Origin of the sequence: Pseudomonas morbosilactucae (assembly GCF_023241665.1) — a bacterium.
GTDB classification, from domain to species: domain Bacteria; phylum Pseudomonadota; class Gammaproteobacteria; order Pseudomonadales; family Pseudomonadaceae; genus Aquipseudomonas; species Aquipseudomonas morbosilactucae.
The window spans coordinates 1-14,868 of record NZ_JALQCX010000020.1; the positions used below are offsets into that span (position 1 = coordinate 1).

Consider the following 14,868-nt stretch of genomic DNA (forward strand, 5'->3'; position numbering starts at 1 on the left):
GGCCCGGCAATGCTTTTGGCCGCCGGGACAATCGCCTTGGGGTTGCCCAGGGCTTCACGCATGGCCCAGCCGCCGGCCTCGTGCCACACCGCGCCGTGCTCCAGTTCGCCGTCTTCACCGACGATGGCGCCCTTGCCATAGGCCTGGACCCGATCCGCACCGCCCAGGGCGCTGATCAAACGCTGGGACAACTCGCTGCCCAGGGCCCGCAACTGCTCCATGAACGGCAGCAGGTTTTCTTCATAGCGCCCGGCGTAGGGGTTCTCCACCACGGCCACGGCCACGGCGATCAACAGGGGCTCGGCCACCACCGGCCCGCCCTCGTGATGCACTTCTTCTATATCCAGTTTGAATTTGCGGATCTTCACCAACGACATGCTTGATCTCCGGCAGACACCCGCCTGTAAGAAGTTGCTTGGCGGGCTTCCATAATATGCATTATGTAATGTATGGTGCAAGAAATTATGTTTTATGCACAAAAAGGAAATGCACTCCATGAAACTGATCTCCTATCACCACAACCAGCAAGCCTGTTTCGGCGCCGTGGTCGACGACCACGTCATCGACCTGGGCAAGCAGTTCCCCGGTGTCGATAACCTCGCGGCCCTGCTGGCCGATCCAGAACTGTTGCAACAGGCCCGCTCGCGGGTCGCCGACGTGCAGCCCGACTACCCGTTGAGCAGCGTGCAACTGGCCCCGGTGATCCCGGCGCCGGGCAAAGTCATCTGCGTCGGCATCAACTACGTGGCCCACGCCGAGGAAGCCGGGCGCAAGGTCGGCCAGTACCCGGTGATCTTCCAACGCTTTGCCGAAACCCTGCTGGCCCACGGCGAACCGCTGCTGCGCCCGGTGGTGTCCGAGCAGTTCGACTTTGAGGCGGAGCTGGCGGTGGTGATCGGCAAGGGCGGCGCCCACATCGCCGTCGAAGACGCCATGGACCACGTCGCGGGCTACACCTGCTTCAACGACGCCAGCGTGCGCGACTGGCAGTTCCACACCCACCAATACGGCATGGGCAAGACCTTCCGCAGCACCGGTGCCTTGGGCCCATGGCTGGTGACGGCCGATGAAATTGCCGACTATCGCGCGCTGCAAGTTCGCGGCATTCTCAACGGCGAGCAGTTGCAGGAAGGTTCCCTGGACGAGCTGGCGTTCGACATCCCGACCCTGATCGCCTACGTGTCCAAGGCCCTGACCTGGAACCCCGGAGACATCCTCGCCACCGGCACCCCGAGCGGCATCGGCTTCAAGCGCACGCCGCCGATTTTCCTCAAGCCGGGGGATGTGTTCGAGGTGGTGATTACGCAGATTGGCACCCTGTCCAACCCCGTGGCCGACGAGGCCTGAAGCACGCTTCGCGCAAACAATGACAATAATCAGGAGCCAAGCATGAACACCCTTCCGCGAATCAACTTCACCCACACCGGGACCTTCTGCGCCGACCTGGACAACATGGTCGAGTTCTATTGCAGCAAGCTGGGCTTTATCGTCAGCGACAAGGGCGTGGCCTCCACCGGTCACCGCCTGTTCTTCATGACCCAGAACCCCGAGGTCCACCATCAACTGGTGTTGTTTGACGGCAAGCCGGTGGACCTGGCTTTCAACCCGATCAACCAGCTGTCGTTCCTCCTCGACTCCCTCGAAGACCTGCAGCGCTACTACCAGTTCGCCAAGGCCAACGGCATCGGGCCGATCGACCAGGTCGACCACGGCAATGCCTGGTCCCTGTACTTCAAGGACCCGGAAGGCAACCCGATCGAGATGTACGTCGACGCGCCCTACTACACCAACCAGCCGTGCCGCGAGCCCCTGGACCTGGAGCAGAGCGCCGAGCAGATCCGGGCCCAGACCCTGGCCATGTGCAAGCGTCGCCCGGGCTTCCAGACCCGAGACGAGTGGATGCAATCGATCAGTGAGCGCATCGCCCAACAGCGCGTGCGCTGGTAAGCCCCTTGGCGGCGACCGGCGTCGGGCCGGTCGCCCACACATGCACGCAGAGTCATGCCATGCACAAGAATCTGATAGCGGGACAGTGGGTCGAAGGCAGCGGCATCAGGGAGAACCTCAGCCCTTCGGACATTCATGACCTGGTCGGGCTGTACGCCCAGGCCAGCGCCGACGACGCGTACCAGGCGATCCTGGCGGCGCGCGACGCACAACCGATCTGGGCCGGCAAAAGCCCGCAAGCCAGGGCCGATGCCCTGGATTTCATCGGCAGCGAATTGCTCGCACGCCGAGATGAACTGGGCCATCTGTTGGCCCGGGAAGAAGGCAAAACCCTGGTCGAAGCCACGGCGGAAGTGGTGCGCGCCGGGCAGATCTTCAAGTTTTTCGCCGGGGAAACCCTGCGCGTCCGTGGCGAGCACCTGGCTTCGATACGCCCGGGAATCGAAGTGGATATCCTGCGCCGGCCGGTGGGCGTGGTCGGCATCATCACCCCGTGGAATTTCCCGATTGCCATCCCCGCCTGGAAAATCGCCCCGGCCCTGGCCTACGGCAACAGCGTGGTGTTCAAGCCCGCCGACCTGGTGCCCGGCAGTGCCTGGGCCCTGGCCGAAATCATCAGCCGCGCCGGCTTGCCGGACGGCACCTTCAACCTGTTGATGGGCCGCGGCAGTGTGGTCGGCCAGGCCCTGCTCGAAGCACCGCGGGTGCAAGCCATCAGCTTCACCGGTTCGCAAGACACCGGGCGCCAGTTGATGCAGGTGGCTGGGGCGCGCTTCGCCAAGCTGCAACTGGAAATGGGCGGCAAGAACCCGCTGGTGGTGCTGGCCGATGCCGACCTCGATCAGGCGGTGGAGTGCGCAGTACAAGGCGCTTACTTCTCCACCGGGCAACGCTGCACGGCGTCGTCGCGGTTGATTGTCGAGAAGGCCATCTACCCGGCCTTCGCCGCCGCCCTGACTGAGCGTTTGCAAGCCTTGCGGGTGGGCCACGCGCTGGACCCGCAGAGCCAGATCGGCCCGGTGGCCGATGCCGCGCAACTGCGGCAGAACCTGGACTACGTGGCCATCGGCAAGGCCGAGGGTGCGACCCTGGCCTGGGGCGGCGAACCGCTGCGGCGAGGCACCGACGGCTACTTCATGAGCCCGGCACTGTTTGTCGACACCGATCCCCAGGCGCGCATCGCCCGGGAGGAGATTTTCGGCCCGGTGGCCTGCCTGATTGCCGCCGATCATTATGAACACGCCCTGCAACTGGCCAATGACACGCCGTTCGGCCTCTCGGCGGGGATCTGCACCACGTCCCTGAAGCACGCCAGTCACTTCAAGCAGGAAGTGCAGAGCGGCATGGTGATGGTCAACACCCCCACCGCCGGGGTCGATTACCACGTGCCCTTTGGCGGCAGCAAAGCTTCCAGCTACGGCCCTCGGGAACAGGGCAGCCATGCGGTGGAATTCTTCACCACGGTCAAAACCGCTTACACCCAGGCCTGAGGCGTGTCCACACTCCCCTCGGCCGGGCACCACAACAAGAAGATGGAGCACAGCATGGATTACGATCTGATCATTGTCGGCATGGGCCCGGTGGGCGCCACGGCAGCCAACCTCGCCGGGCTCTGGGGCCTCAAGACCCTGGCCCTGGACAAGGCCCCCGACATCTATGAAAACCCACGGGCCATGGGCTTCGACCACGAAGTGATGCGCACCCTGGACAACCTCGGCCTGGCCGACGCCATTGCCAGCCACACCATGCCCTATCGGGCCTCGCACTATGTGTCCAGCGACGCCCGCCTGATCAAGCGCATCGACGCCGCCAAGCCGCCGCACCTGCTGGGCTGGTCGCCGAACTACGTGTTCTCGCAACCGCCGGTGGAGCGTGCATTGCGCGCACGCATCGACAGCTACGCCCATGTGCGCGTGCAACTGGGCGTCGAGGTGCTGGATGTGCGTTCCGGCGAGCAGCAGGCCGAAGTCCTGGTGCGTGATGCCCAGGGCCAGGAGCACACCTACAGTGCCCGCCATGTGCTGGCCTGCGACGGCGGCACCAGCCAGATCCGCACTCGCCTCGACCTCGGCATGGAAGACCTGACGTTCGACGAGCCGTGGCTGGTGGTGGACGTGCTGCTCAACGAGGGCGCCGGCGAAACCCTGCCGGAGACCAACGTGCAGTACTGCGAAACCGAGCGCCCCTGCACCTTCGTGGTGGGCCCGGGTCGCCATCGGCGCTGGGAGTTCATGATCAACCCCGATGAGTCGCCGGTGGACATCGCTCGCCCCGAGTCGATCCGCCGCTTGATCGCCCGTTGGCTGCCGGCCGAGGATTATCAGATCTGGCGCGCGTCCAGCTACCGCTTCCATGCGCTGATCCTGCGCCAGTGGCGCGCCGAACGGATTTTCTTCCTTGGCGACGCTGCGCACATGACCCCGCCGTTCCTGGCCCAAGGCATGTGCCAAGGCATTCGCGACGCCCTGAACCTGGTGTGGAAGCTGGCCCTGGTGAACCGCGACCTGGCCGCCCCGGGGCTGCTGGACAGCTACCAGGCCGAGCGCGCGCCCCATGTGCGACGCACCACCGAGGTGGCCAAGAGCTTCGGCCAGACCATCTGCGAGCGGGACCCGCAGCGGGCCGCCGAGCGTGACCTGCGCCTGCTGGAACAGATGCGCGCCACGCCCAACGGCATGATCCGCCAATCGCTGATTCCGCACCTGAATGCCGGGCTGATCGACAGTTCACCTGCGGCCGGCGAACTGTTCCCCCAACCCCGGGTGCGCAACCGTGACGGCGAGCAAGGCCTGCTCGACAGCTTCACCGGGCAAAGCCTGCGCCTGGTGCTGGCCGCCGACTTTGACGGCGAGCGCCTGCTGCAACAGCTGCCCCAGGGCTTGCAACGCCTGCCGCTGCAGATTGTGCGTCTGGTGGAGCAGGCCCCCGCTGCCGGCGACCCGATCGATCACTATCAGGAACAGGACGGGCTACTGGGGCAGTGGATGAACGAACGCCAGTGCAAGGTCCTGCTGGTGCGCCCCGACCACTATGTGTTCGGCAGCGCCATCAGCGACGACCAGGCCCTGGCCCTGATCAACCGCTTACTGCACAGCCTGAATGGCTAACCGCGCCCCATGAAAAACGCCGCGCCAGAGTGATCTGGCGCGGCGTTTTTTTGCTCTGTGCTTATTGCCGAGCGCTTGTTACCGGGGGCTTATTGCAGGGTGGAATGCTGACCCAGCAAGGCATCGCTGACCCGGCTCAGGGTTTCGCTGATATGGCTGTCGAGCAAGGCCACGGCCTTCTCAGTGTCCCGTGCCAATACCGCATCCATCAGGCGCTTGTGCTCGTTGCCTTTATGCCGCTCGACCTTGCGCCGCAGGGCCGAGAAACGCCGGTAACGTTCGGCGCGGTCGAACAGCGAGTCGACGGTGCGCAGCAACAGGGACGACTGGCAGGCCGAGAATAGGGCGAAGTGAAAGGCTTTGTGCCGCTCCGACCAATCATCGTCCAGGGCCACTGGCAGGCTGCCGAGCTTCTTTTCCACCAGGCTCAAGCGATGGTAGGCGCCGAGGATATCGGCCTCCCAGGCATCGTCGCCATGGGCGATGGCATTGGCCAGGGCCTCGCGCTCCAGCAGGCAGCGCAGGTGGGTGATTTCACCGAAATCCTCCACCGACAGGCCAGCGACGCGAAAGCCCTTGTTCTCGCTGGCTTCGACGATGCCTTCCTGGGCCAGGCGGTTGAGCGCCTCGCGGATGGGCGAACTGCTCAAGCCATAGGCCTTGGACAATTCCGCCACTTTAAGCTTTTCGCCGGGAGCCAGATCGCAGCAGATGATCGACTTCTTCATCTGCTGCAACGCCACCTCAATCAACGACCCGCTTTGATTACTGAGCATGTTCATGGACCTGATAGATATTGCACTGTTGGCGATTTTATGCGCAAAAATGGCTTTGTGCAATTTACTCCGTGACTTTCTGCACCTCAGGACAGACGGAAAAACTGCAGGATGCCGTGCAACTCCTGCCCTAGACGCTCCAGGTCTTTACTGGCGCTGTCCAATTGCTGGTTGCTGGAGAGGTTGCGTTCACAGGTTTGCTGCACTTTGAGCATGCTGCGCCCAACGCCCTGAGCCACCTGGCACTGTTCCTGGGTGGCGCTGGCGATCTGCTGGTTGAGGCCGTGCATGATGCCCAGGTTCTCCGCCACCTGAGCCAGGGCCACGCTGGCCTGGGCCGAGAGTTGCCGGGTCAGTTGCGCCTGTTGCCGGGCACTCTCGATATCGTGCACCGCGCCCTGGGTCTGGCGTTGCAGGGATTGGGTCATGGCGCCGATCTGCGCCGCCGCTTCCTGGGTGCGGTTGGCCAGGTGCCGCACTTCATCGGCCACCACCGAAAAGCCCCGGCCCTGCTCACCGGCCCGGGCGCCTCGATGGCCGCATTCAGCGCCAGCAGGTTGGTCTGTTCGGCCAGGGCGTGGATCACCGCCAGCACCCCGGCGATGCGCCCGCTCTCTTCGTCCAGGCGTTGCATGGCCTGGCTGGCGCTGTCCATCTGCCCGGTCAGCTCGCGGCTCTGCAAGGCCACCGCCGCCACGTCCCGCTCGCCGGCTTCGTAACCGCTGCGGGCGGCCTGGGCCGATTGCAGGCTGTGCTCGGTGTGCCGGGCCACCTGGGCCAGGCTGGCGTTGACCTGCTCCATGGCCGCCGCCGTGCTGTCAGCCTCCCGGGACTGCTCGCGGGCACCCTGCTCGGCGGCCGCCGTGGCCGTGGACAGCTCGCCGCACGCCAGGGTCAGGCGACGGCTGCCCTGGTCGATGCGGCTCATGATCTGGTGCAGGCTGCGGGTCATGCCCTGCATGGCCAACAACACCTGGCCCAGTTCGTCCTGGCGGGTCACCACCAGGGACGGGCTGAGGCTCCCGGCCGCCACCTCGCCGGCCACCTGGGCGGTGTAGCGCAGCGGCGTGACAATCCGCCGGCGAATCAACCAGGCTGCCGCGGCGCTCAACACCAGGGCCAGCAGGGTCATGCCCAGCAGCCAGGCATAGGCGCGCCGATCCAGGGCCTGCTGCTGCACCAGGACCTGCTGTTTCAAGGCGACAAAGTCCGTGAGCATCTGCTGCGCCAGGCCGTCCATGGACTGCTCACTGGCGCGGCTTTCCTCGGCGCGCAGGCGGTATTCCTCGAACGCCTGGCGATAGCCGCCCAGGGCTTGCAATGCCGCCTCCAGGGTTTGGCGCTGGGTTTCGGCGGCGCCGTTGGCCAGGGCCTGGGTGGACGATTGCAAGTCGCTCATCAGCAACAGCCACTGGTCGTAACGGGCGCCATCGGGCTGTCGGGCAAAGGCCCATTCGCTGCTGCGCACCGCCATCAGCTTGCGCATCAGGGCCATGGCGTTGTCGGCCTGGGTCACCAGGTCGAGGCTGGCGCGGCCCTGGTCGATGGCCTCGCCCAGGGCTTCCAGCAGGTCCTGTTCCACCCCTTCAAAACCGCCCTTGGCCGCTTCGGCCTGGCTTTGCATGCTGGCCTGGGTCGCCTGGGTGCGCTGGCGCGTGGCACTGAACCCCTGGAAGCGGGCCAGGTAGTCCTGGCTAGCACGCAACAAGGCCGGGTCTGTGGCAAGGCCGCCCGGCAAGCCCTGGGTCAGCTCTTGCATCAGGCCCTGCACGCTACTCAACACCTGGTCCCGAGCGCTGTCGGCAGCGTCCACCCGATAGGTTTTTTCCGCGGCGCGGGCCCCAAGCACGCTGGCGTGCCATTCGTTGACGTGCAGCAGCCGCGCCTGTCCCTCCAACACCGCCTGCAAGGCATAGGCTGCGGTCCCGGCAAGGACCACGGTGAGGCCGCACAACAGACTGAACCCCGTGATCAGCAAGGCGCTGATGGACAGGGGACGAGCAAAAGCACCGGGCAGATTATTCATTGTTGTTTTTCCTGGGCTGAGAAACGGCAATCAAGGCAATCGCCCTTGGCGTGGCAGCGCCTGCGGTTTTCCTTGACATTGGATTTTTGCGGATTTACTTTTTGTGCACAAATTCATTTTTAGGGCAAATTAAAATGAATCATGCACAAAATAATAATCCATGCCATGTTCTCGGCGCCAGCGCCAAGGCCGTTGGCTTCACCCCGACCCCTTGCCGTTGAACCCCACAGGAGCCGCCCCACGCCAGATCGCCGTTGCTTGCTGCCAGCCATAAATCGATTCGCTTCAACAACAATAAAAAAGCAGAAGAGGTTTCCATGAAAATGCCCCACAGCCGCCCGGGCCGTCCCCAGTGCTTCGCCCGCGCCACCGGCACCGTCGGCGCCGCCATTGCCTTGTGCACCTCGGTGAATGCCGTCGCCTTCCAGTTCGACACCGGCATCCCCGACCTCAGCACCAGCTGGGACAACACCCTCAAGTACAGCAACGCCTTTCGCCTCAAGGGTCGCGAGGGCAGCGTGTCCGGCGGCCCCGGCACCTCGGTGGCCAACCCCAACATGGACGACGGTGACCGCAACTTCAGCAGCGGCCTGATCTCCAACCGCGTCGACCTGCTTTCGGAACTGGACATTCGCTACAAGGATGTCGGCGCCCGCCTCAGCGGCGCGGCCTGGTACGACACGGAGTACAACGACAGCAACGACAACGATTCGCCGGGCACCGCCAACGCCCTGAGCGTGCGCAACAACCACTTCACCGACGACACCCGCAAGCTTCATGGACGCAAGGGCGAGTTGCTCGACGCCTTCGTCTACGGCTCGCGAGACGTGGGTGAAACCCGGGTGTCCGGGCGCCTCGGCCAGTTCACCCAGATCTACGGTGAAAGCCTGTTCTTCGGTGCCAACGGCATCGCCAACGCCCAATCCACCATCGACCTGGTGAAGCTGCAATCGGTGCCCGGCTCGCAGTTCAAGGAAATTCTCCTGCCGACCAAACAGGTGTCGGGCAACTGGCAATTGAGCGACACCGTGAGCATCGGCGCCTACTACCAGTTCGAGTGGAACAAGACCCGCCTGCCCGGCTCCGGCAGCTACTTCAGCGGCGGTGACTTTGTCGGTGATGGCGCTGAAAGCGTGTTCTTCCCCACCGGCCGCCTGACCCGTGGCGCCAGCATCAATGCCAAGGATTCCGGGCAGTTCGGTGCGCAGTTCAAGTTCAGCCTCGAAGACTGGGAATTCGGCCTCTACGCCGCCAAGTACCACGAGAAAACCCCGATCTTCTACTTCCGCCCGGCCGCCCTGATACCCGGCAACGACGACAGCTACGTCAACGTCTATGCCGAAGACGTGAAGGTGTTCGGCGCCAGCTTCAGCACCCTGGTGGGCGAAGCCAACGTCGCCGGTGAGGTGTCGATGCGCGTCGATACACCGCTGGCGCCTACCGGTGGCGTGGTGATCGCAGGCTTGGGTGCCGACAACGACAAGAACGCCGCCTACCCGATCGGCGATTCGCTGCATGCCCAGGTGTCGATGATCAACATCTACGGCGGCAACCAGGTCTGGGACGCGGCGTCCTTTGTCGGCGAGCTGGCCTTCAACCGTCGCCTGAGCGTGAAGAAAAACGAAGACCAACTGGACCCCAACACCACCCGCGACGCCTATTCGCTGCGCTTCACCTTCGAGCCGCAGTACTTCCAGGTGATGCCCGGGGTCGATGTGCAAGTGCCGATCACCGTGGGCTACACGCCCTACGGTCGCTCGTCGGTGACCCCGCAAGCGTTCTCCCCGGAACACGGCGGCGACTTCACCCTGGGCCTCAAGGCCGACTACCAGAAGACCTGGTACGCGTCCCTCAGCTACACCAATTTCTTTGGTGATGGCGGGCCGATCATCGACTCCACCAATGCCTACACCTTCAAACAAAACATGAAGGACCGCGACTTCGTGTCCTTCTCGCTTCAGCGCACGTTCTGATGCCTGCCATGCTCCGGAGAACCCCCATGAAACAGCACGCCCCCACGCTTTGCGCCCTGGCCCTGTTCGGCCTGGTCTCGGGCCCGACCCTGGCCGCGGTGTCCGCCGACCAGGCCGCCACCCTGAAAACCACCCTGACCCCCATGGGGGCGGAAAAAGCCGGCAACAAGGACGGCAGCATCCCCGCCTGGACCGGCGGCCTGACCCAGGACGTGGCCGGGCCCAAGTTCGGCGACGTGCCGGCGGACCCCTTCCCCGGGGAAAAACCGCTGTTGCAGATCAATGCGAAAAACGCCGCGCAGTACGCCGACAAACTCAGTGAAGGTACCCGCGCCCTGCTGGCCCAGTACCCGGATAACTTCCACCTCAACGTCTACCCCACCCACCGCAGCGCCGCGGCGCCCCAGTGGACCTACGACAACACCCAGAAGAATGCCACCCAATGCCAACTGACCCAGAACGGCCTCTCGGTCCAGGGTTGCTACGGCGGCGTGCCGTTCCCGATTCCAGCCAACGGCAGTGAACTGATCTGGAACTTCCTGCTGCGCACCGAGGCCGAGTCCATCGAGCACGGCTACCGCAACATGATCGGCAACTCCGACGGCTCGCGGACCCTGGCCAGCCGCGGCGTGGAGAACTGGCAATACCCCTATTACTACAAAGACGGCGATGCGCAGAAGTGGTCCGGCCAGTACGTGCTGCTGCGTTTCCTCACCAGCGAACCGCCGTTCAAGGCCGGTGAATCCCTGGTGACCCACGACAGCGTGGACGCTGCCAACCCCCGTGAAGCCTGGCAGTACCTGGTGGGCCAACGCCGGGTGCGGCGCGCGCCAACCGTGGGTTACGACACCCCGGACTTCGTGGCCTCGGGCGCCAACTACTTCGATGAAGTGCACGGTTTTATCGGCCACCCGGACCGCTACGAGTGGAAGCTGATCGGCAAGAAGGAGATGTACATCCCCTACAACCTGAACAAGTTCCACGCCGAGAAACCGGACGATGTGTTCACCGAGAAAACCCTCAACTCCGACAAGATGCGCTGGGAACTGCACCGGGTCTGGGAAGTGGAAGCCACCGTCGCGCCGGGCAAGCGCCATGCCGTGCCCAAGCGCCGCTTCTACATCGACGAGGACAGCTGGACCATCGCCCTGGCCGACGGCTATGACGCCCAAGGCAAGTTGTGGCGCGTGACCCAGGCGCTGCCGTTCGTGGTGCCGTCGATCCCGGCGGTGGTGGTCAAGCCGGTGGTCATTTACAACTTGCAGGCCAAGACCTACAGCGTGGTCCAGGGCCTCAACGGCGAGACCTACAAAGTGGTGCCACGCAAGTCGGAGAACTTCTTCACCGGTAACGCCGTGGCCTCGGGCTCGGTGCGCTGACTCTGTGACGCAGCACATGGGGCCCGCACGTGGCGGGCCCCATTTCCGGATTGTCGAGGTCAAGATGTCCAAGCCGCTATTCATACGTACTTGCGTGATACCAGCGCTCGTCATACGAACGCTCCTCAGCACCACCCTCGCCGCCCGCCCCGGCCGCGCCCTGGCCCTGTGCCTGGGGCTGAGCGGGAGCCTCGGCCTGGCGCCCCTGGCCCTGGCCGAGGCACCGGGCGACGCCGAACTCTTTCAACGCCCGGCGCTGCAGAGCGAACTGGCGCCGCGCTCGCTGATGCTCAGCGTGGCCCGGGCCGGAACGGCCTTGGTGGCCGTGGGCGAGCGCGGGTTTATCCTGCGCTCCACGGACAATGGCCAGTCCTGGCAGCAGATGCCTTCGCCGGTCAGCGTGACCCTGACCCAAGTGACCTTCCCCTCGGCCCGCCAAGGCTGGGCCGTCGGGCACGCCGGGGTGATCCTGCACAGCACCGACGACGGCCTGACCTGGGCCACGCAACTGGACGGCAACCAGGCCGCGCAACTGTCGCTGGACGTGGCCAAAAGCGCCTTGAGCGAAAACCCCGGTGACGACGCCCAGCAGCGGGTGGACGAAGCCCAGCGCTTGCTGGAAGACGGCCCGGACAAACCCTTCCTCGCCGTGCATTTTTTCAATGAACAGCAGGGCCTGGTGGTGGGTGCCTACGGCCTGGCCTTCGAGACCCAGGATGGCGGCCAGCATTGGCAGCCCATCAGCGCCCGCCTGGACAACCCGTCGGCGCTGCACCTGTACGGCATTCTCGACCTGCAGGGCACGTTGTTTATCGCCGCCGAGCAAGGCCTGCTGCTGCGTTCCACCGACCAGGGCCGGTCGTTTGCCCGGGTCGAGATCCCGGCCAACGGTACCTTGTTCGGCCTGCTCGCCAGCCAGCAGCACCATCTGTTGGCGTTCGGCCTGCGCGGCAAGATCTACCGCTCCGATGACCAGGGCGAGAGCTGGAGCACCGTCGCCAACAACCAGCCCGTGACCCTCACCGCCGGCCTCCAGGTCGATGACGGCAGCCTGCTGCTGGTGGACGAAACCGGTCGCGTGTTGCGCAGCGACGATGACGGCCGCAGCTTCAAAGCCACCGCCTTGGGCCAGAACACCGCGCTCAACGCCTTGGTGCAAAGCGCCGACGGTGGCCTGGTGGCCGCCGGCGCTCGGGGCCTGAACACCTTTTCCTTGAATGACAGCCAGCGGAGCAGCGCCCGTGAACAGTAAAGTGCACGACCCTCACAGCGACACGGCCGCGGAATTCCTGCTGTTCGACAAGCGCTCCGGCAGCCTGGTGGAACGCCTGCTGTTCAACCATCGCGGCCTGGTGGTAGCCCTGTGTCTGCTGCTCAGCGCGGTGCTGGGCTACCAGGCCACCCACCTCAAGCTCAGCGCGGCCTTCGAAAAGATGATCCCGGTGGGCCATCCCTACATCGAAAACTACTTCAAATACCGGGGCCAACTGGGGGAAGGCGGCAACACCCTGCGCATTGCCCTGGAGGCCAAGCAAGGCACGATCTACGACGCCGAGTACCTGGACACCCTCAAGCGCATCAACGATGAGCTGTTCCTGCTCGACGGCGTGGACCGGCCTTACATGAAGTCCCTGTGGACCCCGGCCACCCGCTGGATCGGCGTCACCGAGGAAGGCTTCGACGGCGGCCCGGTGATCCCCGACGACTACGACGGTTCGGCGGCGAGCATCGATCAAGTGCGGCAGAACGTCGAACGCTCCGGTGAACTGGGGCGCCTGGTGGCGGGTAACCTGCGCTCCAGCGTGATCCTCCTGCCGTTGCAGGACACCAGCGGGCAAGACGCCGCGCCCCTGGATTACCACGCCCTGTCCCAACGCCTGGAACAGCTGCGCCAGCAGTATGAAAGCGAGCGTTATTCCATCGCCATCACCGGGTTTGCCAAGGTGGTGGGCGACTTGATGGACGGCCTGTTGCTGATGCAGGTGTTTTTTGCCGGCACCCTGCTGATCTGCGGCCTGGTGCTGCTGTGGTACACCCGTTGCCTGCGCAGCACGGTGCTGGTGTTGTCCTGCTCGATGATCGCCGTGCTGTGGTTGATGGGGCTGTTGCCGACCTTGGGTTATCAGCTGGACCCGTACTCGATCCTGGTGCCGTTCCTGGTGTTCGCCATCGGCCTGAGCCATGGCGCGCAGAAGATGAACGGGATCATGCAGGACATCGGCCGCGGCGCGGACAAGCTGGTGGCCGCGCGCTTTACCTTCCGCCGCCTGTTCCTCACCGGGCTGATGGCGCTGATGGCCGACGCCGTGGGTTTTGCCGTGCTGATGATCATCAACATCCCGGTGATCCAGGACCTGGCGATCACCGCCACCCTGGGGGTGATGGTGCTGGTGCTGACCAACCTGGTGCTGCTGCCGATCCTGCTGTCGTACACCGGTGTCAGCCGCCGCGCCGCCGAGCGTGAAGCCCAGGCCGAACGCCTGGCCCTGAGCGACCTGGAACATCGGCGCCACCCGCTGTGGTCGTTCCTCGACCGCTTCACCCAGAAAAAATGGGCGCGCCTGGCGATTGCCGTGGCGGCGGTGCTGGGGGTGGCCGGGTTTGCCGTGAGCCTGCACGTCAAGGTCGGCGACCTCAACCCCGGGGCCCCGGAGCTGCGGGCCGATTCGCGCTACAACCGCGACAACGGTTTTATGGTGGGCAACTACGCGGCCAGCAGCGACAAGTACGTGGTCATGGTCAAGACCCCGCCCTTCTACTGCGCCAACTACAACACCCTGGTCACCGTCGATGCCTTGGAAGCGCGCCTGCAACAACTGCCCGGGGTGGTCTCCACCAGCTCCCTGGCGGCCCTGAGCAAACAGGCGGCAGCAGGGATGAACGAAGGCAGCCTGCGCTGGTATGAAATCCCGCGTAACCAGGGCCTGCTCAACGCGATCATCACCCGCGCCCCGCGGGAGCTGTTCAACCAGAACTGCGACTTGCTGACGGTCAACGTGTTCCTCACCGACCACAAGGCCGACACCCTGACCCGGGTGGCCAGCACCGTGGAAACCTTTGCCGCGACGCACAACACCGCCGAGCTGCAATTCATGTCCGCCGCCGGCAACGCCGGGATCGAGGCCGCCACCAACATCGTGGTCAAGCGCGCCAATATGCAGATGCTGCTGGTGGTGTACCTGGCGGTGATCGTGCTGTGCTTTATCACCTTCCGCTCCTGGCGTGCGGTGGTGTGCACGGTGCTGCCGCTGATGCTCACCTCGATCCTCTGCGAGGCGCTGATGGTCGGCCTGGACATCGGCCTCAAGGTCGCGACCCTGCCGGTGATCGCCCTCGGCGTAGGCATCGGCGTGGACTACTCGCTGTACATCCTCAGCATCACCCTGGCCCACCTGCGCCAGGGCGCGAGCCTGTCCAACGCCTACTACACCGCCCTGCTCTCCACCGGCAAAGTGGTGGTGCTGACCGGCGTCACCCTGGGCGTGGCGGTGGCCACCTGGGTGCTGTCGCCGATCAAGTTCCAGGCCGACATGGGCATCCTCCTGGCCTTCATGTTTATCTGGAACATGCTCGGCGCGCTGATCCTCACCCCAGCCCTGGCCTGCGTGCTGTTCAAGCCCAAGGCCAGCGTTCCGATCATGGCTTGAGGGGTAACCACGG

The 14,868-nt window shown here is 64.7% G+C and carries 11 protein-coding genes and 2 pseudogenes; 8 read left to right on the forward strand and 5 right to left on the reverse strand.

All coding sequences use genetic code 11. The features are described from left to right. A partial coding sequence (locus M1B35_RS12480; protein WP_268262048.1) for an amino acid synthesis family protein occupies positions 1-377 on the reverse strand: 377 nt, incomplete at its 3' end. A 118-nt stretch (positions 378-495) separates the two neighbouring features. Here M1B35_RS12480 and M1B35_RS12485 point away from each other — a divergent pair. Genes M1B35_RS12485 through M1B35_RS12500 form a run of 4 tightly spaced genes read left to right on the forward strand, consistent with a single transcriptional unit; the run spans position 496 to position 5,054 of the window. Then, positions 496-1,347: a fumarylacetoacetate hydrolase family protein gene (locus M1B35_RS12485; protein ID WP_123335699.1), complete on the forward strand. Its 852-nt coding sequence runs from the start codon at positions 496-498 to the stop codon at positions 1,345-1,347. A 42-nt stretch (positions 1,348-1,389) separates the two neighbouring features. Then, positions 1,390-1,947: a VOC family protein gene (locus M1B35_RS12490; protein ID WP_123335697.1), complete on the forward strand. Its 558-nt coding sequence runs from the start codon at positions 1,390-1,392 to the stop codon at positions 1,945-1,947. Between the two features lie 59 nt (positions 1,948-2,006). After that, complete coding sequence (locus M1B35_RS12495; protein WP_268262049.1) at positions 2,007-3,437, forward strand: aldehyde dehydrogenase family protein; 1,431 nt, start codon at positions 2,007-2,009, stop codon at positions 3,435-3,437. 54 nt (positions 3,438-3,491) lie between these two features. After that, a complete protein-coding gene (locus tag M1B35_RS12500; protein ID WP_268262050.1) occupies positions 3,492-5,054 on the forward strand; it encodes a bifunctional 3-(3-hydroxy-phenyl)propionate/3-hydroxycinnamic acid hydroxylase in 1,563 nt (520 codons plus the stop codon). Positions 5,055-5,143: 89 nt separating this feature from the next. Here M1B35_RS12500 and M1B35_RS12505 read toward each other — a convergent pair whose 3' ends face one another. From M1B35_RS12505 to M1B35_RS12515, 4 genes and pseudogenes are all read right to left on the reverse strand, one after another. Continuing rightward, on the reverse strand, positions 5,144-5,830 hold the full coding sequence (locus M1B35_RS12505; protein WP_123336113.1) for a GntR family transcriptional regulator: 687 nt from the start codon (positions 5,828-5,830) through the stop codon (positions 5,144-5,146). Between the two features lie 86 nt (positions 5,831-5,916). Then, positions 5,917-6,791, reverse strand: a pseudogene (locus M1B35_RS32200) (methyl-accepting chemotaxis protein). Then, positions 6,774-7,856 (reverse strand): annotated as a pseudogene (locus tag M1B35_RS32205) (HAMP domain-containing protein); the annotation flags it as partial. The pseudogenes M1B35_RS32205 and M1B35_RS32200, both read right to left, overlap by 18 nt. Positions 7,857-7,995: 139 nt before the next feature. Beyond that, on the reverse strand, positions 7,996-8,175 hold the full coding sequence (locus tag M1B35_RS12515; RefSeq protein WP_268262051.1) for a hypothetical protein: 180 nt from the start codon (positions 8,173-8,175) through the stop codon (positions 7,996-7,998). Positions 8,176-8,179: 4 nt separating this feature from the next. Here M1B35_RS12515 and M1B35_RS12520 point away from each other — a divergent pair, with 4 nt between their 5' ends. The 4 genes from M1B35_RS12520 (at position 8,180) to M1B35_RS12535 (ending at position 14,855) form a co-directional block, all read left to right on the forward strand. Next, positions 8,180-9,829: a DUF1302 domain-containing protein gene (locus M1B35_RS12520; protein WP_425273406.1), complete on the forward strand. Its 1,650-nt coding sequence runs from the start codon at positions 8,180-8,182 to the stop codon at positions 9,827-9,829. A gap of 26 nt (positions 9,830-9,855) precedes the next feature. Continuing rightward, complete coding sequence (locus M1B35_RS12525) at positions 9,856-11,208, forward strand: DUF1329 domain-containing protein (protein ID WP_268262053.1); 1,353 nt, start codon at positions 9,856-9,858, stop codon at positions 11,206-11,208. Positions 11,209-11,302: 94 nt separating this feature from the next. Next, positions 11,303-12,460, forward strand: a complete 1,158-nt coding sequence (locus tag M1B35_RS12530) for a WD40/YVTN/BNR-like repeat-containing protein (protein WP_268262054.1) — start codon at positions 11,303-11,305, stop codon at positions 12,458-12,460. After that, entirely contained in the window at positions 12,450-14,855 is a 2,406-nt protein-coding gene (locus M1B35_RS12535) for an efflux RND transporter permease subunit (RefSeq protein WP_268262055.1), read from the forward strand. The genes M1B35_RS12530 and M1B35_RS12535 overlap by 11 nt, the downstream gene beginning before the upstream one ends. Positions 14,856-14,868: the final 13 nt, after the last annotated feature.